The organism is Streptomyces sp. 8L, assembly GCF_020176795.1.
In the GTDB taxonomy this organism is placed as follows: domain Bacteria; phylum Actinomycetota; class Actinomycetes; order Streptomycetales; family Streptomycetaceae; genus Streptomyces.
In genome coordinates this window covers 1-25492 of sequence record NZ_JAIUKE010000165.1, presented here as the reverse complement: position 1 = coordinate 25492, position 25492 = coordinate 1, and the positions used below count along the sequence as shown (strand labels likewise).

The window sequence follows — 25492 nt, the reverse complement described above, 5'->3', positions numbered from 1 at the left end:
CTCCCCGGGCACGGCCCACCCCGCCTCGTAGCGGCAACCGACCGCCGACCGGACGAGAGCGTGCACGCGCGGCTCCTCGGTACGGCATGCCACGTCCGGCAGCCCGCCGCACTCCCCACCGACAGGCCGCAGCCTCCTGCCAGTTGGCCGCGCGCACGGACACCCCGCCGAGAAGACCACCACATCCGCCGCGAGTTCACTCCCCCGGACAGGAACATCTTCCGTTCCCTGCCCTCGCCGTCAGCCCGAAAGCCCTGCGTGCCCACGCAGCCCGGCACCCCACCCGCCTTCAAGCACCCCGCCGCGCGAAGCTGACGTCCCGTCCCGTCAGAGGACACCGCGGAGGGGCAGTTGGACGCGCCCGCCCGGCCGGGCCCTTTCCACACAGGACCCTCCCCGCCCGTTGACAAAGGGACCGGGGGCGCCGAACCATAGAGTTCATGTCAGGACTGACAACGTTGTCAATTGACGCTTCGGGAGCGACGTGACCCAGTTGAATCGCAGGCGTTTCCTGTCCAGTGGGATCGCCGCCGCAGGCGGCGGTGTTCTCGGCACCCTCGGATGGTCCGGCACCGCCGACGCGGCGCCGCGCTCCACCGCCACCGGGGCCGCCCGCCCCCTCCGTATCGACGGCCACGAGATCACCAGCGGATGGACCTTCACGCCGGCCGACGGGACGACACCGCCCGGAGACCAGGTGGCCAGCGCACGGCGCATCACCGGTCTGAAGCCGGCCGTTGTGCCGGGCACACCACTCACCAGCATGATCGCCAACGGCGAGTACCCCGATCCGCTGTACGGGCACATCGTGACCGACACGATCCCGGACACCCTCAAGGACACCGACTACTGGTACCGGGTGGCCTTCCCCGTCCCCCGGCTGATCCCCGGCCAGCGGTTCTGGCTGCGCTTCGACGGCATCAACTACCTCGGCACCATCTGGCTCAACGGCACCCGGGTGGGCACCATAGAAGGCGCGTTCAAACAGGGCGTCTTCGATGTCACGGACATCATCGCGAAGGCGGACGGCACGGCGTACCTGGCGGTGCTGGTCGGCAAGCTGGACTACACCGACCCGCCGTCCCTGCCGAGTTACGCCAGCGGCGTGACCCGCGGCGGGCGCAACGGCGGCAAGACCGGCATCACCCTGAAGAACGGGCCGACGGCCTTCTGCACGGCGGGCTGGGACTGGCTGCCCACCATCCCCGACCGGGACCTGGGCATCTGGCAGCCGGTCACCTGGTCCACCACGGGCCAGATCCGGCTCACCGACGTGCACGTCGATCCGACGCTCTCCGCCGATCTGGGCACGGCCGACATCGCGATCGGCCTCACCCTCGACAGCGCCTTCGACTCGTCCCGCTCCGTGGTGGTCAGAGGTACGCTCGACGGCCGCACGTTCAGCCGCACCATCACCGTCCCGGCCGGAGCGTCCACGGTGACGGTGACGCCGAAGGACATCGCCGCACTGCGGCTGCACCGCCCGAAGCTGTGGTGGCCCAACGGATACGGCGACCCCTACCGCTACCGGCTCTCCATCGGCGTCGAGTCCGGCGGCCAGGTCCTCGACGAGCGGACCGTGGACTTCGGCGTCCGGCGGATCGAGTACACCAAGCCGATCCAGTCGCAGGAGGGCACACCGGTCGACTGCCTTGCGATCACCGTCAACAACCAGCCGATCCTGGTGATGGGCGGCAACTGGGGCCTGGACGAGGCCCTCAGACGCATTCCGCGGGAGCGGCTGCGTGCAGAGGTGCGGCTGCACAGCGAGGCCAACCTCAACCTGATCCGGAACTGGAACGGCCAGAACAGCACCGAGGACTTCTACGAAGCCTGCGACGAGTTCGGCATCCTCGTCTGGCAGGACTTCTTCTGCTCGACGGAAGGTCCCCCGCCGGCGAACCAGACCCGCGACCTGGACAACATCCGGGACTGCATCGTGCGCTTCCGCAACCACCCCTCGGTCCTGTTGTGGTGCGGCGGCAACGAGGGCCCGCCGCCGCAGCCCCTCATCGACGGCCTGGACGCGCTGGTCGCCGAGCTGGACCCCAAGCGCGCCTCACTGACCAGCTCGGCCGGCGACACCGGCAAGGACCCCATCGCCGGCTACAGTTCGGGCGGGCCGTACCACTGGGTCACCCCCAGCACCCACTTCGGCATCAACGACGGCACGCAGTGGCCGCCGTTCCACAACGAGGTGGGGTCGTACTCGATCCCGACGCTCGAGTTCATCAGGAAGATGATCCCCGAGGCGTCGTGGGAGCACCCGGACGACTCCTGGGCCGACCGGGACGTCAACGGCAACGGCGGCAACGGCGGCGGCGCGGGATACCTCCAGATCACCGCACAGCGCTACGGCGAGCTGCGGAACCTCCCGGACTTCGCCCGCAAGTCGCAGCTGATGAACTACGAGTGCATCAAGTCGATCTACGAGTCGCACGCCGCGAACATGGAGAGCGCCGCGCCCGGGAAGCCGTACCCGCGCACCGGCGTCATCATGTGGATGACCAATCCCGCGCAGCCCAGCTTCGTCTGGCAGATGTACAGCCACGACCTGGAGGCGCACTCGTCGTTCTACGCGGTCCAGCACGCCTGCCGGCGCGTCAACGTGATCCTCGACAGCAAGACGTACGACGTGGTGGTGGCCAACCACACGCGGGCGGCCGTGCGGGGCACCGTCGCCGTCACGCTCTACGACCTGGACGGGAAGGCGTTCGCCGACACGTCCCTGCGCGTCGGCGGGGCCGCCGCGTCCGACCACACCGTGATCGGCGACGTCGCCGCGCAGCTGAACGGCGCGCCCTCCGACGTCGCCTTCGTCAGGCTCTCCTTCAAGGACGGGCACGGGGCCGAACTGGTCCGCAATTTCTACTGGATCGAGAACCCGTCCCGGGCCGCGGGATTCCTGAGCCTGGACGATATGGCCCCCGCGGCCGTCTCGGTCGTGGCCGACGCGAAGCACGGGCGGGACGGCCTCGAACTGGCCGTAAAGGTCGCGAACACCGGCAGGGCCGCGGCGCTGATGGTGCACCTCCAGGTGTACGACACCCGGACCGGCGAGCGCGTCCTGCCGGCGACGTTCGACGACAACTACCTGAACCTGGTGGGCGGTGAGTCGAGCACCGTCCGGGTCATGCTCACTGCCGAGCAGGTCCGCGACCACAGGGACATCGGGGTACGGGTCGACGGCTGGAAGATCGACCAGCGTGCCTCCCGGCTGCGGGGGCACGGCGTGGCGGTCACGTTCAACCAGGCGGCGCTGTCGACGCATCCACCGACGAAGACCTTCGGCGGCTGACCGGAGCGCGGGGAGGGCGGCGGAGTACGGACCGTACGGAAAAGGCACGGTCAGGGCCGGCCCCGGCCGGCCCCACCCGTTGTCCCGGGGGCCCGCGGCCGGCGGACTCCCGGCCGAGGGGCTCCAGGGGCAGGTCAGTGGTACGCCTCCTCGTAGAAGTAGAGGAACGCGCCCAGCCCGTGGAAGTCGTTGGTGGCTCGGGGCCGGTCGACGTAATACGAGTAATCCCCGACGTTGGTGCCGACGGAGATCGAGGTGAGGTACGTCAGCCCGTCCGTATGCAGGGAGATCCGGCCCAGTTCGCCGCTCTTCCCAGCGTCGACCGTGCCCTGGTAGTCGTCGCGTGAGACGTAGCCGCCCTTGATCGCGGCGTCCACCGTCTGGGTGAACATCGCCGAGCACGACGTCTCGGTCCAGTTGCCGGCACTGGCCCCCTTGTCCACGACCTGGAACCAGCGCCCGCTCGACGGGTCCTGGGAGGCGGCCATGCCGCGGACCAGGTTGCGTACGACCGAGATCAGCTGGGCGCGGCGCGGGTGATCGGGCGGAATCAGGTCGAGCATCTCGGTGGCGGCGATCCCGGCCCACCCGATGGCACGGCACCAGTACTCGGGGGAGAGCCCGCTGTCCGGGTCCGCCCACGAAGCCGACCTGGACGCGTCATAGGCGTGCTTGAACAGGCCGTTCGGCTGTTGCAGATGGCTCGCGTAGACGACGAACTGCTTCGTCGCGATGTCGAAGGACTGAGTGCTGTCGCCGATGTACTTGCCGTACTGCGCCATGAAGGGGTCGGCCATGAACGTGCCGTCGGCCCACAGTTGGTCGGCCCGGTCGGCGCCGTCGCCGTGCCAGAATCCGCCGTCGCTCGTGGTCGGGTATCCGCCGGCGGGCAGCAGCCTGTCGTGGATCTGCTGGGCCGCGAGGCGGTACTTGGCCTCGCCGGTCTCGCGGTACATCGCGATCATCACCTGGCCGGGCATCATGCTGTCCAGGCTGTCGAAGCTGTTGTCGATGTGTCCGGAGGCGTCCACGAACCGGTCCGCCCAGGCCTTGATGTACGCGATCAGCGCTGCCCGGCGTGCGGGGTCCGTCGTCCTCCGCGCGACCTGGTACTGACCCATCAGGTAGAGGGCGACCGGGTAGCTCCACCCGCCGATGGCCGACGGTGTGTATCTGCTCATGGTGGAATCCACTACCGCGTCTGCCCAGTCGGTGCCCTGCGTGTCGGACACGGTCAGCGAGTCGAGGTTGGGCAGGCCTCCCGCTGTGGTGCTGACGACGCGCACGTGGTTCGCGCCCGCCTTGAGGGTCGCGGGGACCCGGGCGGCGGCCCAGGTGTCCCAGTTCGCGGTCGGGCCGAACGCCGGTGTGGAGACCACCGTGCCGTCGACGCTCACACTGCTTTTCCGCCCTGCCGCCGTTCCGTTCGCGTAGCGCAGGTCCAGCGTCGCGGCACCCGCGGCCGGCGCGTTCACGGTGAAGTCGACGTAAGCTCCGGCCTCGTTGGTGGTGTTGACGAAGCCCGTACCGGTGAATCCCGTGTGATCGGAGTCCACGGTGCCGTGGAAGACGGTCGCCTCCTCCGCCTCGTACACCGACGACGCCGCGCGTGCCGGGGTCGACGGCCCCGCCGACGACGCGTGTGCCGGACCGGATGTCACCGCGGAGCTCGCGACGACCATTCCGATCACCGCGGCTAAAGCCCTGTAGTGCATGTGAGACTTCCTTCCCACTCGCTCTCGGCGCCCGCCCCGGGAGAGGGGGCGCACGGACAGACCCGGCGGCCTGAGGGATCGTGGCGCCGCCCTCGGGGGAAGTCAAGATTTAATACGTATTACCTGAGGTTCGCCTGGTCCGCCTCGTGGACGCTCTGGGCGTGTGGTCCAGTCCCGCCGGCGCACGGCGAACGCCCCCCATCCGTCTGGTGTCCCGGGGGGCGGGAGGCGCCCGGTTCCGCCCGGTCAGCCCGCTTTCGGCGGCTTCGTCGCGTCGAACGCGAAGAACGTGTTCTTGGCCGCGGCCACGACCAGCGCCCGCCCCACCACGGTCACCCGCGGACTCGGTCCCTCGTCGCTCGTCAGGGCATCGACCCGCGGGTTGGTCGCCCACAGGGGGGCGCCGCTGTTCTGCGACAGCGCCACCACCCGGCCGGTCGCCGAGCTGAAATAGAGCGCCCCGGCCGCCGCCACGGGACCCGAGGCACCCTCCACGGCGGTCTGCCGCGACCACTTCTTCCGGCCGGTCGCGGGGTCGAGCGCGGTGACGAGACCGGTCTGCGCGCTCACGTACAGCGTGCCGTCCGCCAGGCCGGGTGAGCCCGCGTACGTTTTGCCCAGCCGGGCGTACGTGACCTTCCGCGAAGCGGGATCGACCCGCACGACCCCGTCGTAGCCGGTCAGCTCGGGTCCTTCGAAGTGCTGCTGGAGCAGCACGAGCCTGCCGTCGGCGCCCCCCACCGGCACGGCGGCGCCGCTCACCGGGATGGGCCTGCCGAGTGCCCCCGAGGTCCGGTCGAGGGTGTAGAGGGTGGAGTGGCGTACGTCCGTGGCGTTCACCTCGGTGCTCGCGGCGCACATCGCCAGGAGCCGCGAACCCGACAGGACGGGAGCGCACTGCTTGCCCGCGGGGAACGTCCTCGTCCAGGCGACCTCACCGCTGTGTGCGTCCCTGGCCTCGAAGCGGGAGTTGGCGGCGTCGACCGTGACGACGGTCGTACCGGCCACAAGGGCGTCCTGGGTGCGGCCCGTGACGGCCGTCGACTGGGTGCCGGAGGCCACGGACCACAGCTCACGGCCGCTGTTCGCGTCGATGGCGACGACCTCGCTGGGAGGGCCGTGCGGGTCGTCCTGGTCGGCGAACCGGTAACCGAGCACGGTGTTGTCGGTGGCGCCCACCAGGTATGTACCCTGGGTGGGGACGCCGGGGCTGTCCACCTTCCACACCCGCGAGCCGTCCCGCGCCCTGATACGGGTCGCGACAACGCCGCCGCCCCCGCAGAACAGCGCGTCACCGTGTGCGACACAACGCAGCTCGTCCGGGGTGTCCTTGCGACCTCCCAGCACGGACTCGCGCCATGGCCTGAAGCCGTCAGGCAGTGCGGCGGCCGGCGCCGCGACGCCGGCGCCCTTGCCGTCACCGCCGCTCCCCCGGAAGCCGTCCGTCTGCAGTGCGGCCACTCCCCCGCCGATCGCCGCCAGCGCGACCGCGGTCGCGACCACAGGACGCCATCGGCGACGCAGCCGGTGGCCGATCTGCGTGCCGGTGCTCCCTGCGCCGGAACCGTCCGGGGCGATGGCCTCGCCGGTCGGTGCCGGGGTGTCCCGCGTCCCGAGGTGCTGCTGGGTGATCATGTCCCGGGTGCTGCCCGCCGCGGCCCCGCCGGCGGCCGTCCCGCCGAGGTCGGCCGGCAGGTCCCGCAGCAGGACGAGGAGTTCGTCCGCCGAGGGGCGCCCCTCGGGCTCCTTCCCCAGGCACGGCTCGACGACCGCGCGCAGCGCCGCCGGGACGGCGTCGAGCGAGGGCTCCTCGTGCACCACCTGGTACGCCGTCATGTAGGGGCTGTCCGCGTCGAAGGGCCCGTGCCCGGTCGCCGAGTACACCAGCAGCGTTCCCAGCGAGAAGACATCGGACTGCGGCCCCACACCGCGCGGCGCCTGCAACTGCTCCGGCGACATGAAGGGCGGCGTGCCGATGACCCGCCCGGTCATCGTCAGCGTCTGCTGGTCGACCGCGCGGGAGATCCCGAAGTCGATGACGCGCGGCCCCTCGGGCGAGAGCACGACGTTGGAGGGCTTCAGGTCACGGTGGACGACCCCCACCCGGTGGATGTCGCGCAGGGCCTCCGCCAGCCCGATGGCGAGCCTCCTGAGTTCCGCTCCGTTCAGCGGGCCCTTCGCGGCCATGTGCTGGGCGAGCGTATGTCCCTCGATATAGGTCGTCGCCATCCACGGCTGCTCGGCCTCGGGGGCGGCGTCGACCACGGCCGCGGTGAACGCGCCGCTCACCCGCCTGGCCGCCGCCACCTCCTGGCGGAAACGGATGCGGAACTCGTCGTCCCCCGCGTACTGCTGGTGGATCAGTTTGATCGCGACGGGCCGCCCTGAGCTCATACGGGCCAGGAAGACCGTGCCCATGCCGCCCGAGCCGAGCCGCGCCTCAAGCGGATAGCCGCCGATCTCGGCTGGGTCACCCTCGCGCAGCGACACCGTTCCCGACCTCCGTCCCCCGTGCACCTCTGCCGCCACGGGCCTGCGTACCTGTCCTGCGACAAACCTAGCCGCAGAGCATTACGGCATAGCAAAGCGGGGGACCGGCAGGAGGGCCCGGGCCGCCCCTCGCCGTACGACCCGGGCAGGGGACGCCCGGCGGACGGCGCGGCTCGTCGAAGGCGGACGCCCGGTGGACGGTACGGCTCCACGAGGGCGGACGCCCGGTGGACGGTACGGCTCCGCGACGGCGGACGCCTGCCTATCCGGCCGGGCTGTCCACCATGTGAAAACCCTTTCCCGCGGGCCGGGACGCGTTGACGTACTGATCGGCCCAGGCGCTGATGATGTGGGCGGCGCGCTGGGCCTGTCCTCGTGCGGTCAGGAGATGGTCCGCGCCCTCCAGCGCGACGAAGCTGCGCGGGTGCCGTGCCTCGCGGAAGATCTCCCCGGCGTTGGCGATGTCGACGGTCGCGTCGGCAGGCGAGTGCAGGACGAGGAGCGGCAGGTTCAACTCGCCTATCCCGTCCCGCAGTTGCGCCCGGTGCACGTCTTCGACAAAGGCGCGCTTGAGGACCAGCGTCCGACCGCCGACGAACCACTCGTGCGCCCCCTCGCTGAGGACGCGGTCCATGACCGTGTCGTACTGGTGCTCGACGTGGCTCGGGTCGACGGGCGCCCCGATGGTGGCGAGCGCGCGGACGCCCGTCACCTCGGCCGCCGCGGCCAGGGCGGCGGCGCCTCCCCACGAGTGCCCCACCAGCAGGTCCACCGGAGTCCCTCGCTCCGCCATCAGCGCCGCCGCGCGGAGGGTGTCCTGGACCTTGATGGTGAAGGAACCGTCCCCCCAGTCGCCGTCGGACTCCCCGATCCCGAGATTGTCGTAGCGCAGCATGCCGATCCCCTCGCGGGCCAGTTGCTTGCTGACGCGCGAGGCGGCCGGCGAGTCCTTGCCGAGGGTGAAGCCGTGCACGAACAGTCCCCAGCCGCGGACCTCGCCCTCCGGCAGGTCGATCACTCCGGCCAGTTCGGGGCCGACGGTGCTCTGGAATCGCACTTTTTCGATCATGCTGTCATCACCTGGCCGTGGACTGTTCGCGGGCATGCGCGGGGCGGGAGGGGCGGACGGGAGCGGTGCCGCGCGGGCTCCGGGCCCGGACGGGACTGGTGCTGCCCGGTGTCGCGGGCTCCGGGCGGGGACGCGACGCCTGCCGGCGCCGGCTCGTCAGACGAGCGGCTGCTGCTCGGCCGCCGGCTTGGTGGTGAGCAGTGCGGTGATCTCCTCGGCGAGGTGCGGGCCGAGCTCGCCCCAGCCGTCCTTGTAGCCGTAGACGCTGCGCAGCGTGCGGGCGTCGTAGTCGCCGTTCATGACCTCGATGTCGGTGGCTGTGATGAGTGCCGGGTGGGCGACACCGACGGCCGCCGAGATCTTCATCAGCTCCCTGCGCAGGGTGACCAGGTAGGCGGCGGCCCTGGCGGACTTCGAGACCGGGTCGATACCGCGGGCGAGCCGCGGGTTCTGGGTGGCGATGCCGGTAGGGCATTTGTCGGTGTGGCACTTCTGGGACTGGATGCAGCCGATCGACAGCATCGCCTCACGCGCCACGTTGATCATGTCGGCGCCCAGCGCGAAGCCGACCGCGGCGTTCTCGGGCAGGCCGAGCTTGCCGGATGCTATGAAGGTCACCTCGTCGGTCAGCCCCAGCTCGGCGAAGGTGCCGTAGACCCGGGAGAAGCCCATCCTGAACGGCAGGGACACCGAGTCGGCGAAGGTCAGCGGCGCCGCGCCGGTACCGCCCTCGCCGCCGTCGACGGTCACGAAGTCGACACCGCGGTCGCCACGCGCCATCAGCTTGGCCAGCTCCTGCCAGAAGTCCATCTCGCCCACCGCGCTCTTGATCCCGACCGGCAGGCCGGTCTCGTTGGCGAGCAGTTCGACGAAGTCGAGCATCGAGTCGACGTCGCTGAACGCGGTGTGCCGCGACGGGGAGGCGCAGTCCTCGCCGAGCGGGATGCCTCGGATCTCGGCGATCTCCGGGGTCACCTTCGCGCCCGGCAGCATCCCGCCGAGACCCGGCTTGGCGCCCTGGGAGAGCTTGATCTCTATCGCCTTGACCGGGGCGCCGGCGACCACGTCCTTGAGCTTGTCGAGGCTGAAGCTGCCGTCCTCGTTGCGGCAGCCGAAGTACGCCGTGCCGAGCTGAAGGACGAGGTCGCCGCCGTTGCGGTGGTACGGCGAGAGGCCGCCCTCACCCGTGTTCTGGAGCGTGCCCGCGAGCGCCGCGCCCTTGTTGAGCGCCGTGACCGCCGCACCGGAGAGCGATCCGAAGCTCATCGCCGAGATGTTCACGACACTCGCCGGCCTGAACGCCTTGGCGCGCCCGCGCGGTCCGCCCAGCACCTTGGCCGAGGGCAGTGCGGCGCGCGGGTCGTGCACGTCGGGCAGCTCCCCGGCGAACGTACGCTGCTTCAGGTACGCGTGCCCCTGCATGTGCTCGACGTCATTGTCGGTTCCGAACCCGAAGTAGTTGTTCTGCTCCTTGGCCGACGCGTAGATCCAGGTGCGCTGGTCACGGCTGAACGGGCGCTCCTCGTCGTTGGAGGTCACGATGTACTGCCGCAGTTCCGGCCCGATCGTCTCCAGCACGTACCGGGCGTGCCCGAGCACCGGGTAGTTCCGGAGCAGTGCGTGCTTCTTCTGGACGAGGTCGCGGGCTGCCACCGCCGCCAGTGCTGCCGCGGTGGCCGCTGCGATACTCCGGGCGCGCATGAACGTTCCTCTCCTCGGTGCTCGGCTCCATCGCCGTGCGGTGGGGCCCGTCGTGTCGGGCATGGTGCGGCGGGCACGACCAGGCGAGCGTCAGCGTCCGTCGGAGAACACGGAATTTCATCTTAGGAGCCGCCCGTCCAGGCACGTGACGAGGGTCGCCGGGCGGTAGCCGGTGGCCTCCGGTCCCCTGCGGCGCCGCCCACCGGCGAGCGCGCCCGCGCTGGCGACGGGCCGCGGCGGCCGCCAAGGGCGCGACCAGGTCCCGCGCGATGGCCGGGCCCGTGGTGGCCGGCCGCGGTGCCCGGCCCCGTGGTGGCCGGTCGCCGGGGCCGCGCGAAAATCCGCTTGGTGGAGCGCCGCGGCCGCTGCTAGGTTTCCCGAGGCCGTGCGAGAGAACGAGGAGGTGGTACCCGTGAACGCAGTATCGACGCGGGTGCTCCCCTCCGGGGTCACGGCCGGGCGATAGGTCGTCCGGGAGCGCCGTTTCCGAGCACTCCCGAAAGGCACGACCATGCGGTTCACCTCCGAACGACGCCTCGACAACGGCGTCCTCGAACGCGAATTCACCCTCGGCGAGATCCCCGGCACCCTGTGGACACCTGGCTCCGCACCGGCGCCACTGATCCTCATGGCCCACAACAACGGCCTGCCCAGGAGGGAACCCCGGCTGGTGGCCCGGGCCCTGCACTCCGCGGCGAACGGCTACGCGGTGGCCGCCATCGACGCCCCCGGGTCCGGCGACCGCCCCCGCTCCAGCGGCGACGAGCGGGCCCGCGCCGACCTCCGCCTGGCCATGCGGGCGGGCGAGCCGGTCGACGAGATCTTGGAGTCCTTCATCGGCCCGCTGGTCGACAAGGCGGTACCGGAGTGGCGGACCACCCTGGACGCTCTGCTCTCCCTGCCCGAGATCGGCGGCCCCGTCGGGTACTCGGGATGGACGGCCGTCGGCATTCGGCTGGCGGTGGCCGAACCGCGCATCGAGGCCGCCGGCTTCTTCGCCGGTGGTTACGTGCCCCGGGCGCAGCGCGAGGAGGCCCCGCAGGTCACCGTTCCGCTGCTGTTCCTGTTGCAGTGGGACGACGAGGGGAACCCCCGTCAGCGGGCCCTCGACCTGTTCGACGCCTTCGGCGCCGAGGAGAAGACGCTGCACGCCAATCTGGGCGGACACGTCGGGACCCCGTGGTTCGAGGTCGAGGACGGGAACCGTTTCTTCGCCCGGCACCTGAGGTGAGCCGTCGACACCTGAGGTGAGGCCGGGCCGTCGGACCCACACACGGTGAATCCGCTCCCCTCGTCAGGCCCCTGGAAGCCGCTCCCCTAGGCTGGCGCGGTGAGCGATGAGCGGGAGCGGGTGCGGCCGTCGGGAGTGTGGGCCACGGCGGTGGGCGTGGCCAGGGTGCGGGCGCTGGAGACCGCGCGGGAGAACGCACTGTTCCGCGACCCGCTGGCCCAGGCCTTCGCCACCGCCGGCGGCCGGTGGCCCTCCTCGCCGCCGCCACACGATGACGAGGCCGCGCGACGCCGCGCGCTGGCCGTGTCGTTCTCCATCGTCATCAGGACGAAGTTCCTCGACGACCTGTTGAAAGAGGCGTCCCGGTCCGGTGTCAGGCAGGTCGTGCTGCTCGGCGCCGGCATGGACACCCGGGCCTTCCGGATGGACTGGCCCGAGGGCACCCGGCTGTTCGAGGTCGACACCGCCGAGCCCCTGGAGTTCAAGGCGTCGGTACTGCGTCAGGAGCGGGCCGCCGCACGCTGTGAGCGGATCACCGTCCCGGTGGATCTGCGCGAGGACTGGCCGGGCGCGCTGGCCGCCGCCGGGCACGACCCGACCGTACCGACCGCGTGGATCGCCGAGGGGCTGCTGATCTATCTGCCCGAGGACGCGGTGGAGCTGCTGCTGGCCCGAATCAGTGCGCGGTCGGCGGCAGGCAGTCGGATGGGGCTGACCCTGGGCTCGCGCGGCGTGATCGAGCGCTTCGGCGCGGGCGCCGCGCCGGGATCGGCGGCGTCCATGTGGGTCTCGGAGATGCCCGACGATCCGGTGGGCTGGCTGGCCGGGCACGGCTGGCAGGCCAAGAGCCACACTCTGCGCGAGCGCGCTGCCGCCTACGGCCGCCCGATCAGCACCCCGCCGCGGCGCGAGGAGCGACCCGGCGGGCTGATCTCGGCGGTCCGCCGGTAGAACGCCTCCCGGCTGGTGCCGGGAGTGATCGCGCCATGGTCCGCTGAGTAAACGCGGGTCTGTGCTTGGCCGGCCGTGCGCGCACTGCCCGCGTACGACCGCGCTCAAGCGGACGCGTCCCGGTGCTCCAGCCGAGAGTCACGCGACCCTCGAAGCGGACCCGACCGGAGCCCGTTCACGTTCCCGTCCCCATTTCCGTATTTCCGCTCTCGTCCCAGTTCCTGTCCCGTTCCCGTGCGGCGGGTGCCCGGTCGCGTCGGAGCCGGTCGGACCGGCCGCGGGGCGCCACGTCACCGTGAGGCTTCCTCCGGTCGCCGGTCGTCGCCCGCGGCGGCCGGGATCGCGTTGTCGATGAGGACGACGGCGATGGCGGCGGCGGTGGGGAAGGCGTCGGCGTCGAGGACCCGGCTGCGGGCCGCGGCGCCGTCGAGGAGCAGGGCGAGCTGCTCGCCGAGCTGCTCGGGATCGGCGGCTCCGGCCTCGCGGGCGGTGTCCGCGAGCCGTGCGGCGACGGCCTTCTTGTAGTCGCGCGCGTACTGGGACGCGGGGTGCTGGGCGTCGTGGAGTTCGACGGCGGCGGCGATGTACGGGCACAGCGGGGTGGTGGCGGGGACGTCAAAGGCCGCGAGGAGGCGTTCGCGGGGCGTGAGATCAGTGCGGTCGAACACGCCCGACAGGACCGAGGGGTCGAACCGGCGCAGGTACTCGGCGACGAGGTCGTCCTTGCCTGCGAAGTGCTGGTAGGCCGTGCGCTTGGACACCTCGGCCGCCGCGCAGAGCTGGTCCATCCCGGTGCGGTTGATGCCCTGGTCGCGAAACAGCTGCTGCGACGCGCTGAGGATGCGCTCGCGGGCGCCCCGGCCGCGGCGGCGCCCCGTGGGGCCCTTCTCCAACTCCGTCATGGGGCCATCGTACCGCAGCAGGGTAACGACCGGTGTACATAGTTTGCCTCGCGCTCATCCACCCCGTACCGTAAGCACACAGGGCGGTGTACATAACACCGTCATCCCCGCGGTGCGCTCCGCACCATCGACTCAAGGGAATGACTATGGGAAAGCTCGACGGCAAGGTCGCGGTCATCACCGGCGGCACCTCCGGCATGGCGCTGGCCGGCGCGAAGCTGTTCGTCGACGAGGGGGCGTACGTCTTCATCACCGGCCGCCGCCAGGACGCCTTGGACGATGCCGTGAAGCAGATAGGCCGCAACGTCACCGGCGTGCGGGGCGACGCCGCCGACCTGGACGACCTGGACCGCCTGTACGACACCGTCAGGCGGGAGAAGGGAAGCCTCGACGTGCTGTGGGCCAGCGCCGGCGGGGGCGAGCCCGCCCCGCTCGGCGACATCACCGAGGCCCAGTTCGACACCTGGTTCGGGCTCAACGCCCGCGGCACCCTGTTCACCGTCCAGAAGGCCCTCCCGCTCTTCAACGACGGCGGCTCCATCCTCATGACCGGCTCCAACGCCTCCCTCGGCGCCTTCCCCGGCTGGAGCGTCTACGCCGGCAGCAAGGCCGTGCAGCAGGCCTGGGCCCGCGTCTGGCTCAACGAGCTCAAGGACCGCCGTATCCGCGTCAACGTGCTGACGCCGGGCCAGGTCGCCACCCCCAAGCAGGAAGAACTCTTCGACGAGGCGACCAAGCGCCAGTTCGAGTCGCTCATCCCGCGCGGCCGGATGGGCCACCCCGACGAGATCGCCGCCGCCGCCCTCTTCCTCGCCTCCGACGACTCCAGCTACGTCAACGGCATGGAACTCGTCGCCGACGGCGGCACCACCGCGATCTGAAGCGCGCCACCACCACAACCAGGGCAGGACATCTCATGAGCAACATCACCATCATCGGCACCGGGAACATGGCGCGCACCCTCGGCGCCCGGGCGACGGCGGGCGGCAACACCGTCGAGATCATGGGCCGCGATCAGTCCAAGGCCGCCGACCTGGCCAAGGCGCTCGGTGGCGGCGCCACGACGGGAGAGTGGGGTACCGCCCCGGCCGGCGACATCGTCATCGTGGCCCTGCTGTACGACGGCGTCGTACCGGCCGTCGCCCAGTACGGAGACGCCCTCGCGGGCAAGGTGGTCGTCGACATCAGCAATCCCTTCAACTCCACGTTCGACGGGCTGGCGCACCGCGAGGAGACCTCGATCGCGCGGGAAGTCGCCAAGGCCGCCCCGGCAAGCGCGAGTGTGGTGAAGGCGTTCAACACCATCTTCCGGGAGGTCCTGGAGAAGGGGCGGCCCGATGTCTTCATCGCCGGTGACGACGCGCGGGCCAAGGCAGGTGTGGCGGCGTTCGTCGAGAGTCTCGGGCTGCGCCCGCTGGACGTCGGCGGCCTGAAAATGGCGCACTGGCTGGAAGGAGCAGGCGTGGTGACGGTGGGCCTCGCGGGCCACGGGGTGGGGAACCTGGACTTCGCCCTCGGCGTCACCGAACTGCCCGTCCGCGCGGACGGTTGACGGCTCACCGAAAGCAGAGGGCCAGGGACAGGGCCGCGTCGGCGCACAGCAGGTGTCGGCGGTGCAGAACTGTGGTGGTGCCCGCGGCCGTCCGGGCACCACCACCGCGCCGGTCACATCCTCGTACTGTGGTCGCCGCACGGTGAGGGGCGGTCGCGCCTCCCGGGCCTGCGGGCGTCGTTCGATCCGGTGGGTCCGACGACCGACCCGTGCAACCGGCCGGACGCCCCGAGACTGCGTCTCGCAGGAGGGGTGCGGAGCGTCATGACTGAGGCATGGCTTACCTTACCTCCATGACTTGGGCTGACGCGTTCCCCAACCTTCTGATCGGGTTGCGGGAAGGACTTGAGGCAGGACTGGTGGTCAGCATCCTGCTGGCGGCGCTGCGCCGCACCGCGGGCGAAGGCGGCCGCGTGTCCACCGCGCCCGTGTGGCTGGGCGTGGTCGGGGCCGTGGCCGTGGCGGCGAGTTTCGCGACGGTGCTGACGTTCTCCACCGATGTGCTCTCCAGCGGCGGCCAGGAGGCGGTGGGCGGCCTGCTCAGCGTGCTCGCGGTGGTCCTCGTGACGGGGATGGTCTTCTGGATGAGGAGGACCGCCGCGAGCCTGTCGGGCGAGCTGCGCTCCAAGGTGGCGGCGGCCTCCCAGGTCGGGGCGGGCGCCCTCGCCGCCACGGCCTTTCTCGCGGTGGGCAGGGAGGGCCTGGAGACCACACTGTTCCTGTGGACGGCGGCCAGGGCTTCCGGCGAGACGGTGTCCCCGCTCGTGGGAGCCGGACTCGGACTGGCGCTCGCCTGCCTGATCTGCTGGCTGCTGTTCCGCCGGGCGATCCGCGTCAACCTCGGTGTGTTCTTCTCCCGTACGGCCTTCGCACTGATCGTGATCACGGCGGGCGTGCTGGCGTACGGTCTCGGCGAGCTCCAGAACGCGGGGCTGCTCCCCGGCCACACCTGGATGGCGTTCGATGTCAGCGGGACGATTCCGACCAGCTCGTGGTGGGTCACACTGATCACCGGCGTGACCGAGCTCACCACCCGGATGACGGTGCTCCAGGTCGTCGCGTGGGCGGTGTACCTGGGGGTCACCCTCACACTCTTCGTCAGGGCGGCGCGTTCGCCCGCGTCCGCACGCCCCGCACCGGAGACGGGCCCCGCCACCGGCGCCCCGGTCCCGCGGGCAGCGGGAGTCCCCACCGGCGCCCCGGCGGCCCAGCCCGTCGGGTCCGGTCTCCTCGGCCGGCGCGGCCCGTGGACGGTCGGCATCGTCATCGTGGCCGTACCGGCGCTCGTGGCCACGGGAGTTGTGCTGTTCCTGCCCTCCGGAGGCAGCGCCTCCGACGGCACGCGGGTCACCGTCACATCGTCCGGCTGTGCGGACGGCTGGTCCACCGCGCACGCCGGCGCGCAGACCTTCCAGGTCGCCAACCGGTCCGGCCGGGCGGGCGAGATCAACCTGGACAACGCCTCGGGCGCCATCGTCGCCGAGATCGAGACGCTGGGCCCCGCCACCACCGGCACGATGAACGCGACGCTCGGCGCCGGCCAGTACACCTTCAAATGCCTGATGTCCGGCCGCGGGACCACCAGTTCCAAGGCCGTGACCATAGACGCCGGTTCGGCCTCCACGGGCAGGGCGCCGGTCGCGGTCAAGCGGGTGTCCGTGGCGGATCTCCAGCCGGCGGCCACCCGGTACCGTGCCTATGTCGCCCCGAAGCTCGCCACCCTGGCCAAGCAGGTCGAGGCGATCAGGCAGGACATCGCCCACCACCACATGGACACCGCGCGCAAGGACTGGCTGCCCGCCCAGCTCACCTGGGACGAGGTCGGTGCCGCCTACGGAAGCTTCGGCGATCTCGGAGACGCCGTCGACGGACTGCCCCAAGGCCTCCCCGGAGGCGTTCACGACAAAGACTTCACCGGCCTGCACCGCCTGGAATACGGCCTGTGGCACGGCGCCGGCACCGGTGAACTGCTGCCCGTCGCCGATCGGCTGAAGACTGACGTGGCGACCCTGCGCCGCAAGCTCCCCCAGGTCACCGTCGATCCGACTGATCTGCCCGTGCGCTCGCACGAGATCCTGGAGGACGCCCTCCGGGACCGTCTGACCGGCGCCGCGGACCAGGGCTCCGGCGCCATGTACGCGGAGACCGAGGCCGACGTCGCGGGAACGCGGGTGGTTCTGAACGAGCTGGCACCGCTCATCGAACCCCGCTCGCCCAAGCTCCTGCCGACCGCCACCGCTCAGCTCGACTCACTGGACTCGGCGCTGCGGGCGACCCGTACCCGCGGCGGCTGGCAGCCCTTCCCGGATGTCCCGCTGGCCCGGCGCCAGCAGGTGGACGCCCGCATCGGCAGCGTCCTGGAGACCCTTGCCTCGGTTCCCGACCTCCTCGAAGTGCCGCTGTCCCGCTGACTCGCGCCCGCACAGGGCCCGTTGCCCCCGCTCCGCCACCACGACCCGACCAAGGAGACCTGCCATGGGCGTCAGCCGACGCGCGTTCATCCAAGGGGGTGCCGCCGGAGCCGCCGGCACCGCTCTGACGGGCGGCCTTCTGGCCGCAGGCGCCCGCGCCGACGCCAGCGGCACCGACCACGGCTCCGCCGTGCCGGAGTCCTACCCCTTCCACGGCACGCACCAGTCGGGTGTCCTCACCCCGGGCCCCCCGCACCAGCAGCGCTTCTCCGTCTTCGCGGCCTTCGACGCGACGGCGGAGAAACGCCCCGAGCTGGTCGACCTGATGCACACCCTCACGCAGCGGGCCCGCTTCCTCACCTCCGGCGGTACCCCGCCCGACCTGGGCGTCAGCCAGCCCCCTTCGGACAGCGACGTGCTCGGTCCCGACGTCCCCGCCGACGGGCTGACCTTCACCCTCGCCGTCGGGTCCAGCCTCTTCGACGACCGCTACGGCCTGTCCCACGCCAAGCCGCTGCACCTGACGCCGATGCGGACCTTCCCCAACGACGCGCCGGAGGCCCGCTGGAGCCACGGCGACCTGCTGCTCCAGCTGTGCGCGAACCACCCCGACACGCTCCACCACGCGATCCGCGACCTCGCCAAGCACACCCGGGGCGGCATGCAGTTGCGCTGGAAGATGGAAGGGTACGGATCGCCGCCACGTCCCTCCGGCACCCCTCGCAACCTGCTCGGTTTCAAGGACGGCACGGCGAACCCCGCGGGCGGCACCGCCCGGGAGCTGGTGTGGGTGGACGACCCGGCCGAACCGGCCTGGGCACGGGGCGGCACCTACCAGGTCGTCCGGTTGATACGGATGCTCGTGGAGTTCTGGGACCGGGTGTCGATCAACGAGCAGGAGATGATGTTCGGCCGCCGCCGCGACAGCGGGGCACCGCTGGACGGCAACGCGGAGACGGATGTCCCGGACTACGCCAAGGACCCCCACGGCCAGGTGATCCCTCTGGACGCCCACATCCGGCTGGCCAACCCGCGCACCCACGCCACGAGCGACCAGCGCCTGCTGCGTCGCTCGTACAACTACGACCTGGGCATGGACGAGAACGGCAATCTGCGGTGCGGGCACATCTTCGCCTGCTACCAGCAGGATCTGCACCGCCAGTTCGAGACGGTTCAGGAGCGTCTGATCGACGAGCCCCTGGTGGACTACGTCCAGCCCTTCGGCGGCGGCTACTTCTTCGCCCTCCCCGGGGTGGCCGACTCACGGGACTGGTTCGGACGGCAGCTCCTGGCATGACCCCGAGAGGCCGGAGGCCGCGGTACGGCTTGCGCCACGGCCGTCACGGCACCGGCGCGCACCGGTGGAGGACCGGCCCCGGCCGCCAGGTCGCGGCATCGTTGCGTGAACCCCCGGCCGGCCCCTGACCGGTGGCGGCCGGCCAGAGGCGCGTCGCGGCCGGGGCGGGATCACACCGGGACGGGCGCGAGGCGGGCGTCGCCGGACCGGGTCGCCTCGTAGGCACGGCCCGCCCTGAGGATCGTGGCCTCACCCAGGGGGCGGCCGATGAGCTGCATGCCGATGGGCAGCCCGGCTCCGTCGAACCCGACGGGGAGGGACAGCGCGGGGAGGCCCGTGATGTTGGCCGGGGCCGACAGCCTGAAATAGGTGTCGGCCGCGCTCTCCACCGTTCCGTCGGGCCATCGCAGCGTCTGCTGGTCGCTGCGGGCGGCGGTGGAGGTGACGGTCGGCGCCGCGATGAGGTCGACCTCGTCGAAGAGTCGCGCCCAGGCGCGCTGCATGAGGGTACGGGCGCGCTGCGCACGGAGGTAGTCGCTCGCCAGGACGAGTTCACCGGCTTCCAGCAGGAGCCTGACGTCCGGCCCGTACAGCTCCGGGGACGTGCGCAGTGTCTCCTCGTGGTAGGCGGTGGCCTCGGGGACCATGAGGCCCCAGTGGGTGGCCAGGATGTACTCGGTCATCGGGATGCCGATGTCGACGAGCTCGGCGCCGAGGCCCTCCATGCGCGCGACAGCGCCCCGTACCGCCTTCTCCACCTCGGGGGCGACGCGGTCGAAGTAGTAGTTGCGGGGGACGCCGACGCGCAGTCCCCTGATGTCGTCGCCGGCCTGGCGCGGATCAGCCTCCTGCACGGCGTGGAGGGAGGAGGGGTCGCCGGGGTCGTGGCCCGCGACGGCCGCGAGCACGAGCCCGGCGTCCTCGACCGTGCGGGTGAGGGGGCCGACATGGTCCAGGGACCAGGACAGGGACGTCACACCGTGGCGGGAGACGAGTCCGAAGGTGGGCTTGAGCCCCACGACCCCGTTCAGTGCCGAGGGGACCCGGATGGAACCGCCGGTGTCGGTGCCCAGGGCGAAGGTGGCCTCCCCCGCCGCGACCGCGACCGCCGAGCCTCCGCTCGACCCGCCGGCCACCCGCTCGGTGTCCCAGGCGTTGCTGGTCTGCGGGGTCGTCAGCCCGTAGGCGAACTCGTGGGTGTGGGTCTTGCCCAGCATGACCGCCCCGGCTTCCCCGAGGCGGGTCGCGACCGTGCTGTCGTGGGCGGCCACATGGTGCTCCCGGACCCGGGAGCCGGCCCCGGTCGGCAGTCCCGCGACGTCGATGAGGTCCTTGAGTCCCATCGGGATGCCGTGCAGCGGGCCCCGGTACCGGCCGGCCGCGATGTCGCGTTCGGCCTGGGCGGCCGTACGGCGGGCGGTGTCCGCGGCGACGGAGACGTAGGCGTTCAGGCGGCCTTCCACCGCCTCGATCCGCGCCAGGACGGAGCCGGTCAGGTCGACGGGTGAGAGTTCTTTCGAGGCGATCGCCTTCGCCGCCTCCGCGAGGGTCAGCTCATACGGCTCCATCGGCCTGCTCCTTTTCCGCCGTGGCCGCGGGGCGGTACGTCGAGGCCGGCGGGGTCTCCTGGAAGTCCAGGGCGCGCAGGGCTCCGACGACGTGGTGTATGTGGTTCGACGTGGCGGCCACCACATCGAGGCGCTCCGCGTCCAGGGGCAGCCCGGCCCTGAGGGCCCAGCGGGCTGCCTCCTGCGGGGAGAGGTCTGCGGTGGTCATGGCTGGTTCCTGCCTTCCGGGTCACTGAGGCGGTGAAGGATTCAACTCCGTCTCCGTTCCACGAGGTTGTCCTGCCTCTCTCATATGATGGCTGGCCGCCTCGCCGCGTCGTGCGGCCGGTTCCCGGAACCCGACCGGCATCGACCGGCGTCGACCGGGACCGAGCGTCTGGCCCCGGCCGCGGCTCCGCGGCCGGCAGCGGCCCGGGAGCGGTCCAGCCGGCAGCCGCCGCATGGAGGGGCCGTCGGCCCCGGTGCGTTCCGCGGCGCGTGCTAACGTTCCCGGGCCGAGTGGCCGTGCGAGTGTGCCGGTTCTCGGCGGCGTGTCAGGCAGCGAAGCCGGTGAAGCCCGCAACGCGGGCCAGTCCGGCGCTGTCCCGCAACTGTGAAGGCCTCTTCACCGGGGCCCAAGCCAGGTCGCCTCCTGCCGCGTGACGACATCGGCCCTCGTGGGAAGGGCGGTCCGTCGTGTCGGCCCGGTCGTGTCCGGGTGCGGCGTGCCGATGGATCGGGCGCTTCCCGTCTTCACGGGAGGAAGCGCGCATGGCGCATCCAACGGCTCCGCGCCCACCACTGCGGCGTGCGCCGCTCTCGCGGGCGCTGGCGGCGACCGCCGCCGTCCTCGCGGCCTGCGCTGCTCTCGGCGGCTGCGGCTCCGGAGGCTCCGGCGGGGGCGTGCCGTCCAGCGCCGCCTCCGCCTCTTCCACCGCTTCTTTCCCTGTCACGGTGGCCCCGCAAAACGGGAAGGTCACCGTCGCCAGGAAGCCCGCGCGTGTCGTGTCGCTCTCGCCGACCGCGACCGAGGACCTGTACGCCGTGGGCGCGGGGAAGCAGGTCGTCGCGGTCGACTCGGACTCCGACCACCCCTCCGGTGCCCCGGTCACCAGCCTCAGCGGCCTGACCCCGAACATCGAGGCGATCACGAAGTACCGGCCCGATCTGGTCGTCGCCTCCCAGGACTCCGGCGGCCTGGTGAGCGGGCTGCGCAAGCTGGGCGTGCCGGTGCTGATCGAGCCCGCCGCGGCGACGATCGACGACGTCTACGCGCAGATCGACCAGCTCGGCCGGGCCACGGGGCACGGTCCGCAGGCCGCGCACACCGTCGCCGGGATGAAGTCGGCGATCGCCGGCACGGTCGCGCGCACCGGCACACACCACACCGGCCTCACCTACTACTGGGAGCTGGGCGCCGCCCCCTACTACTCGGCGTCCTCGTCGACCTTCGTGGGACAGGTGGCGTCGCTGTTCGGTCTGAAGAACATCGCCGACAAGGCCGACAAGGCGTCCGACGGCGGGTATCCGCAGCTGTCGCAGGAATACATCGTCTCGGCCCGCCCTCAGTTGATCTTCCTCACGGACAACGGGCCGTCCGACGGCGGCCAGAGCCCGAAGGTGGTCGCGGCGCGGCCCGGCTGGTCGGGCATCCCCGCGGTGCGGGAGAACCAGGTCATCGGCCTGGACGACGACGTGGCCTCCCGCTGGGGCCCGCGGCTGCCGCAACTCGTCGACGAGATCGCGGAGGCGGTGAAGCGGGCGGACGCCCGGTGACGTGGGACGCGCAGCCACTGAGAAGCGGCCCGGCGGGGAGCGGCCCGGCCGGGAGCTGACCGGCGGGAAGCGGTCCGGCGGTCGCGCCCGCACCGCGCGCCTGTACGGCACCGCCGTGGTGTTCCTGGCGGTCGCGGTGCTCGTGGGGGCCGCCGCGGGCGCCGCGGACCTCAATCCGCTCGCGACGGCGGCGGCGCTGCTCGACCGGCTGCCGTTCGTCCATCTGCCGTCCACGATGAGTCCGTTGGACCGCGGGGTGCTCTTCCAGATCCGGCTGCCGAGGGTGGTGCTCGGTGCGCTGGTCGGCGGGGCGCTCTCGCTGGCGGGGGCAGGCTACCAGGGGGTGTTCCGCAATCCGCTCGTCGACTCCTCCCTGCTCGGCTCCTCCGCGGGCGCCGGGCTCGGAGCGACCGTGGCCATCGTCGCGCTGGGCGGCGCGGCCTCGCCCGCCGTGCCCGCGGCCGCGTTCGCCGGGTCGCTGGCCGGGGTCGCCTTCGCCTACCTCGCCGGGGTCACCGGCGGCCCCGGCACCTCGACCCTGCTGCTGGCGGGCCTCGCCGTCTCGCTGTTCCTCTCCGCCGTCCAGACGTACGTACTCCAGCGGTCGAGCCAGGACATCCAGCAGGTGTACTCGTGGCTGCTCGGCTCCCTCTCCGCGGCCACCTGGCACCAGAGTGCCGAGATCCTGCCCTACCTCGCCCTCGCCGTCACGGTGGTGCTGCTGCACGGGCGCCACCTCGACGTGCTGTCCGTCGGCGACGAGGAGAGCCGCGCCCTCGGGCTGCGCCCCGGCGCCATCCGGCTGATCGTCGTGGCGGCCTGCGCGCTGGCCGCGGCGAGCGCGGTGGCGGTCAGCGGGCTGATCGGCTTCGTCGGCATCGTCGTCCCCCACGCGGTACGGCGACTCGCCGGCACCTCCTACCGCCTCGTGCTCCCGCTGTCCCTTCTCTTCGGCGCCGGGTCCCTGGTGCTCGCCGACGCGGCGGCCCGCACCGTCGTGGCACCGGCCGAGCTGCCGATCGGCGTGGTGACGGCGCTCATCGGCTCCCCCGCTTTCGTACTGATCCTGCGCACCACCCGAGCGGTACGCACATGACCCCGGAGGCCGCGCGGCAGGAAGCACGCGAAAGCGCCGGCGTCGATGTGAGCGGCCTCGGCGTCGAACTCGCCGGCACCCCGGTCGTGCATGCGGTGTCCTGCACCGTCCCGCCCGGCGGCTGGCTGGCGCTGATCGGCCCCAACGGCGCGGGCAAGTCGACCGCGTTGCGCGCCATGGCGGGGCTGGCCCGTCACACCGGCACCGTCCGCGTCGGCGGCGCGGACCTCGGGCGCCTCCGCGGCAGGGAGCGGGCCCGGCTGGTCGCCTACGTGCCCCAGGCCCCGGTGCTGCCACCGGAGATGACCGTCCGGGAATACGTACTGCTGGGCCGTACAGCGCACTTGGGCCATCTGGCCAGGCCCGGCGGCCGCGACCGGCAGGCGGCGGAGCGCGCCCTGACCGCACTCGATCTCGCCCCGTTCGCCGACCGCCGCCTGTCCGCGCTCTCCGGCGGGGAGCGGCAGCGCGTCACGCTGGCCCGGGCCCTGGCCCAGGAACCCCGGCTGCTGCTGCTCGACGAACCCACGTCGGCGCTCGACCTGGGGCACGAGCAGCACGTCCTCGACCTGATCGACGATCTGCGCGCCGAGCGTGGCCTGACCGTGGTCACCACCCTGCACGACCTGACCGTCGCGGCCCAGTACGCGGACACGCTGGTCCTGCTCGACCACGGGCGGGTCGCGGCGAGCGGCACACCCGCCGCGGTCGTCACCGAGCGTCTGATCTCCCGTGTCTACGCCGCCCGGGTCACGGTCACCACGGAGCCCGGGGGCCGGCCGGTGGTGACCCCGCTGCGCAGGCCCTGACGGGACGCGGCCGGGCGCCGCTGCACCGCGCGCGTCTCACGGCGGGTGCGCGGTGCGCCGGGGCGCGTCGCGACGTTCTGGCGTTACGGCGCTACCGCGTTGCGGGGCAGTGGCACTTTCGCGTTACGGCACTACTGCGTTACGGCGCTACCGCGTTGTGGCGTTTTCTACGAGACGCTCACCCCGACGCCTCCGTCAGCATCCGCCACCCCGGCGCGTAGCGCCCATGGAGCACCAGTGACGCGGCGCCCACCGCTCCCGCGGTCTCGCCGATCAGGCTGGGCTCCACCGTCACCCTGCCCAGAGTGCGGGTCACCGAGGTGGTGTTGACGGCAGCGTCGATCTCGTCGCCCAGGACGTGCTCGACACCGCCGAGCGCCTCGCCGCCCAGGACCACCCGGCTCACGTCGAGCAGGGCCACGGCCCCGCGTACCGCCTGCCCCATCCGCCGGCCCGCGAGGCGCACCACCTCGCAGGCCGCCGGGTCTCCCGCGCGGGTCGCGCGCCGCACCAGCCGCCAGTCGGCGCGCACCGCGCCGGGCTCGCCACTGAGCCCGATGCGCCGCGCGGCGGCCCGGCCGTGCCGGACGAACAGGTCGTCGACCAGTGCGGCGGGGTTGCAGTGCGGGCCGAGGCAACCGTTGCTTCCGCAATCACACAGGCGGTGCCCGGCCTCGATCTGGACGTGCCCGATCTCGCCCGCGTTGCCCGAGCCGCCGCGCAGGACATGGTTGTTGAGCATGATGCCGGCGCCGAGACCGGCGCCCATGTACAGGAAGAGGAAACCGTCCGCGCGCTTCTTGCCGCCGATCCAGCGTTCGCCGATCGCCGCGGCCGTCGCGTCGTTGTCGAGTGCCACCGGCATGCCGGTCGCTTTCGCGAAATGTCGAGCAGCGGAACGCGTCTCCAGCCGGCGAGGTTCGGCGGCTCCACCACCGTGCCGGTCCCGCCGTCGATGGGTCCTGGCGCGGCGACGCCGAGGCCGAGCAGGCGACCGCGGTCGATGGCGGCGTGCTCGGGCAGCCGCAGCGCGGCGCGGGCCACCTCGTCGACCACCTCCTCGGGGACGCTGGGCCGCGGCAGGGCGAAGCGGCGGCTGCGCAGCACCGAGCCCGCGAGGTCGACGAGGGCGATCACGGCCGCGTCCGGGTCCAGGTGCACGCCGAGGGCATAGGCCCCGTCGGCGCGCGGCACCAGCAGGGTGCGGCGTTTGCCGCCGCTGGAGGGCGCCTGCCCCGATTCGGCGATCAGGCCCGCGTCGAGCAGCCGTCGCACGACGTTGGACACCGTCTGATTGGTGAGCCCGGTGAGCGGCCCCAGCTCGATACGGCTGACGGGCCCCCTCGTACGGATGGCGTCCAGGACGACGGCCTGGTTGTAGCCGCCCACTCGGGGCAGGTTGGTACCGCTTCGCATGGTGGGGTGCTCCTGCTCCTCCCTCGTGCGGGGGCGTGCGGCCGGCGGCCACGAACTCGACTCCCGCCCGCGGAACTTGGGCACCGTGATTATGCAGTAGACGTTGACTTAATCCATTCATTGGATTTAGGTAATGCGCCAGACGCGGCACGCACCCCGCCAGCACCTGCCGCGTCCAGCAACCGCGCCTCCCCGTGTTCGCGAGCAGCCGTCCTTCCCCCTGTCCCCCAC

The 25492-nt window shown here is 72.0% G+C and carries 17 protein-coding genes and 1 pseudogene; 10 read left to right on the top strand and 8 right to left on the bottom strand.

Annotated features, from left to right (window positions below; genetic code table 11):
- The first annotated feature begins 484 nt into the window (after positions 1–484).
- A complete protein-coding gene (locus tag LCE31_RS15630) occupies positions 485–3298 on the top strand; it encodes a glycoside hydrolase family 2 protein (RefSeq protein ID WP_225014866.1) in 2814 nt (937 codons plus the stop codon).
- Between the two features lie 134 nt (positions 3299–3432).
- On the opposite strand, the gene LCE31_RS15625 is transcribed toward LCE31_RS15630, so the two are convergent.
- The 4 genes from LCE31_RS15625 to LCE31_RS15610 all read right to left on the bottom strand — a co-directional run bounded on the left by LCE31_RS15625 (position 3433) and on the right by LCE31_RS15610 (position 10273).
- Positions 3433–5013, bottom strand: coding sequence for a glycoside hydrolase family 88 protein (locus LCE31_RS15625; RefSeq protein WP_225014865.1), 1581 nt, complete (start codon positions 5011–5013; stop codon positions 3433–3435).
- A 246-nt stretch (positions 5014–5259) separates the two neighbouring features.
- Positions 5260–7503 (bottom strand): serine/threonine-protein kinase, encoded by a 2244-nt coding sequence (locus tag LCE31_RS15620; RefSeq protein WP_225014864.1) that lies wholly within the window; start codon positions 7501–7503, stop codon positions 5260–5262.
- A 262-nt stretch (positions 7504–7765) separates the two neighbouring features.
- Positions 7766–8572, bottom strand: coding sequence for an alpha/beta hydrolase family protein (locus tag LCE31_RS15615; protein ID WP_225014863.1), 807 nt, complete (start codon positions 8570–8572; stop codon positions 7766–7768).
- Between the two features lie 156 nt (positions 8573–8728).
- On the bottom strand, positions 8729–10273 hold the full coding sequence (locus LCE31_RS15610; protein WP_225014862.1) for an FMN-binding glutamate synthase family protein: 1545 nt from the start codon (positions 10271–10273) through the stop codon (positions 8729–8731).
- Positions 10274–10784: 511 nt separating this feature from the next.
- Between LCE31_RS15610 and LCE31_RS15605 the strand changes: the two genes are divergently transcribed.
- A complete protein-coding gene (locus tag LCE31_RS15605; RefSeq protein ID WP_225014861.1) occupies positions 10785–11504 on the top strand; it encodes a dienelactone hydrolase family protein in 720 nt (239 codons plus the stop codon).
- 135 nt (positions 11505–11639) lie between these two features.
- Positions 11640–12455, top strand: a complete 816-nt coding sequence (locus tag LCE31_RS15600; RefSeq protein WP_225014868.1) for a class I SAM-dependent methyltransferase — start codon at positions 11640–11642, stop codon at positions 12453–12455.
- Between the two features lie 290 nt (positions 12456–12745).
- Here the strand turns inward: LCE31_RS15600 and LCE31_RS15595 are convergent, their stop codons facing one another.
- The gene (locus LCE31_RS15595; RefSeq protein WP_225014860.1) at positions 12746–13357 is read right to left on the bottom strand and encodes a TetR/AcrR family transcriptional regulator; all 612 of its coding nucleotides are present in this window, start codon (positions 13355–13357) and stop codon (positions 12746–12748) included.
- A gap of 146 nt (positions 13358–13503) precedes the next feature.
- Here LCE31_RS15595 and LCE31_RS15590 point away from each other — a divergent pair, with 146 nt between their 5' ends.
- From LCE31_RS15590 to efeB, 4 genes are all read left to right on the top strand, one after another.
- Positions 13504–14238: an SDR family NAD(P)-dependent oxidoreductase gene (locus tag LCE31_RS15590; protein WP_225014867.1), complete on the top strand. Its 735-nt coding sequence runs from the start codon at positions 13504–13506 to the stop codon at positions 14236–14238.
- A 35-nt stretch (positions 14239–14273) separates the two neighbouring features.
- On the top strand, positions 14274–14909 hold the full coding sequence (locus LCE31_RS15585) for an NADPH-dependent F420 reductase (protein WP_225014859.1): 636 nt from the start codon (positions 14274–14276) through the stop codon (positions 14907–14909).
- Between the two features lie 293 nt (positions 14910–15202).
- Positions 15203–17320, top strand: a complete 2118-nt coding sequence (efeU, locus tag LCE31_RS15580) for an iron uptake transporter permease EfeU (RefSeq protein ID WP_225014858.1) — start codon at positions 15203–15205, stop codon at positions 17318–17320.
- 64 nt (positions 17321–17384) lie between these two features.
- On the top strand, positions 17385–18617 hold the full coding sequence (gene efeB / locus LCE31_RS15575) for an iron uptake transporter deferrochelatase/peroxidase subunit (protein WP_225014857.1): 1233 nt from the start codon (positions 17385–17387) through the stop codon (positions 18615–18617).
- A gap of 170 nt (positions 18618–18787) precedes the next feature.
- On the opposite strand, the gene LCE31_RS15570 is transcribed toward efeB, so the two are convergent.
- Positions 18788–20185, bottom strand: a complete 1398-nt coding sequence (locus LCE31_RS15570) for an amidase (protein WP_225014856.1) — start codon at positions 20183–20185, stop codon at positions 18788–18790.
- Positions 20172–20393, bottom strand: coding sequence for a hypothetical protein (locus LCE31_RS15565; protein ID WP_225014855.1), 222 nt, complete (start codon positions 20391–20393; stop codon positions 20172–20174). The genes LCE31_RS15570 and LCE31_RS15565 overlap by 14 nt, the downstream gene beginning before the upstream one ends.
- Before the next feature lie 542 nt (positions 20394–20935).
- Here LCE31_RS15565 and LCE31_RS15560 point away from each other — a divergent pair.
- From LCE31_RS15560 to LCE31_RS15550, 3 genes are read left to right on the top strand one after another with little or no spacing between them, the layout of a single operon-like run.
- Positions 20936–21940 (top strand): ABC transporter substrate-binding protein, encoded by a 1005-nt coding sequence (locus LCE31_RS15560; RefSeq protein ID WP_225014854.1) that lies wholly within the window; start codon positions 20936–20938, stop codon positions 21938–21940.
- A 1-nt stretch (position 21941) separates the two neighbouring features.
- Entirely contained in the window at positions 21942–23036 is a 1095-nt protein-coding gene (locus LCE31_RS15555; RefSeq protein WP_225014853.1) for a FecCD family ABC transporter permease, read from the top strand.
- Positions 23033–23845 (top strand): ABC transporter ATP-binding protein, encoded by an 813-nt coding sequence (locus LCE31_RS15550; protein WP_225014852.1) that lies wholly within the window; start codon positions 23033–23035, stop codon positions 23843–23845. Before LCE31_RS15555 ends, LCE31_RS15550 begins: the two co-directional genes overlap by 4 nt.
- 178 nt (positions 23846–24023) lie before the next feature.
- Here the strand turns inward: LCE31_RS15550 and LCE31_RS15545 are convergent.
- A pseudogene (locus LCE31_RS15545) lies at positions 24024–25261 on the bottom strand (ROK family transcriptional regulator).
- Between the last annotated feature and the right edge of the window lie 231 nt (positions 25262–25492).

What these genes read in the sequence shown, in the direction of transcription:
- LCE31_RS15625 (WP_225014865.1), bottom strand. Translation starts at nt 5,013, where the DNA reads ATGCACTACAGGGCTTTAGCCGCGGTGATCGGAATGGTCGTCGCGAGC.
- efeU (WP_225014858.1), top strand. Translation starts at nt 15,203, where the DNA reads ATGACTTGGGCTGACGCGTTCCCCAACCTTCTGATCGGGTTGCGGGAA.
- LCE31_RS15615 (WP_225014863.1), bottom strand. Translation starts at nt 8,572, where the DNA reads ATGATCGAAAAAGTGCGATTCCAGAGCACCGTCGGCCCCGAACTGGCC.
- efeB (WP_225014857.1), top strand. Translation starts at nt 17,385, where the DNA reads ATGGGCGTCAGCCGACGCGCGTTCATCCAAGGGGGTGCCGCCGGAGCC.
- LCE31_RS15585 (WP_225014859.1), top strand. Translation starts at nt 14,274, where the DNA reads ATGAGCAACATCACCATCATCGGCACCGGGAACATGGCGCGCACCCTC.
- LCE31_RS15605 (WP_225014861.1), top strand. Translation starts at nt 10,785, where the DNA reads ATGCGGTTCACCTCCGAACGACGCCTCGACAACGGCGTCCTCGAACGC.
- LCE31_RS15570 (WP_225014856.1), bottom strand. Translation starts at nt 20,185, where the DNA reads ATGGAGCCGTATGAGCTGACCCTCGCGGAGGCGGCGAAGGCGATCGCC.
- LCE31_RS15560 (WP_225014854.1), top strand. Translation starts at nt 20,936, where the DNA reads ATGGCGCATCCAACGGCTCCGCGCCCACCACTGCGGCGTGCGCCGCTC.
- LCE31_RS15590 (WP_225014867.1), top strand. Translation starts at nt 13,504, where the DNA reads ATGGGAAAGCTCGACGGCAAGGTCGCGGTCATCACCGGCGGCACCTCC.
- LCE31_RS15610 (WP_225014862.1), bottom strand. Translation starts at nt 10,273, where the DNA reads ATGCGCGCCCGGAGTATCGCAGCGGCCACCGCGGCAGCACTGGCGGCG.
- LCE31_RS15595 (WP_225014860.1), bottom strand. Translation starts at nt 13,357, where the DNA reads ATGACGGAGTTGGAGAAGGGCCCCACGGGGCGCCGCCGCGGCCGGGGC.
- LCE31_RS15550 (WP_225014852.1), top strand. Translation starts at nt 23,033, where the DNA reads ATGACCCCGGAGGCCGCGCGGCAGGAAGCACGCGAAAGCGCCGGCGTC.
- LCE31_RS15565 (WP_225014855.1), bottom strand. Translation starts at nt 20,393, where the DNA reads ATGACCACCGCAGACCTCTCCCCGCAGGAGGCAGCCCGCTGGGCCCTC.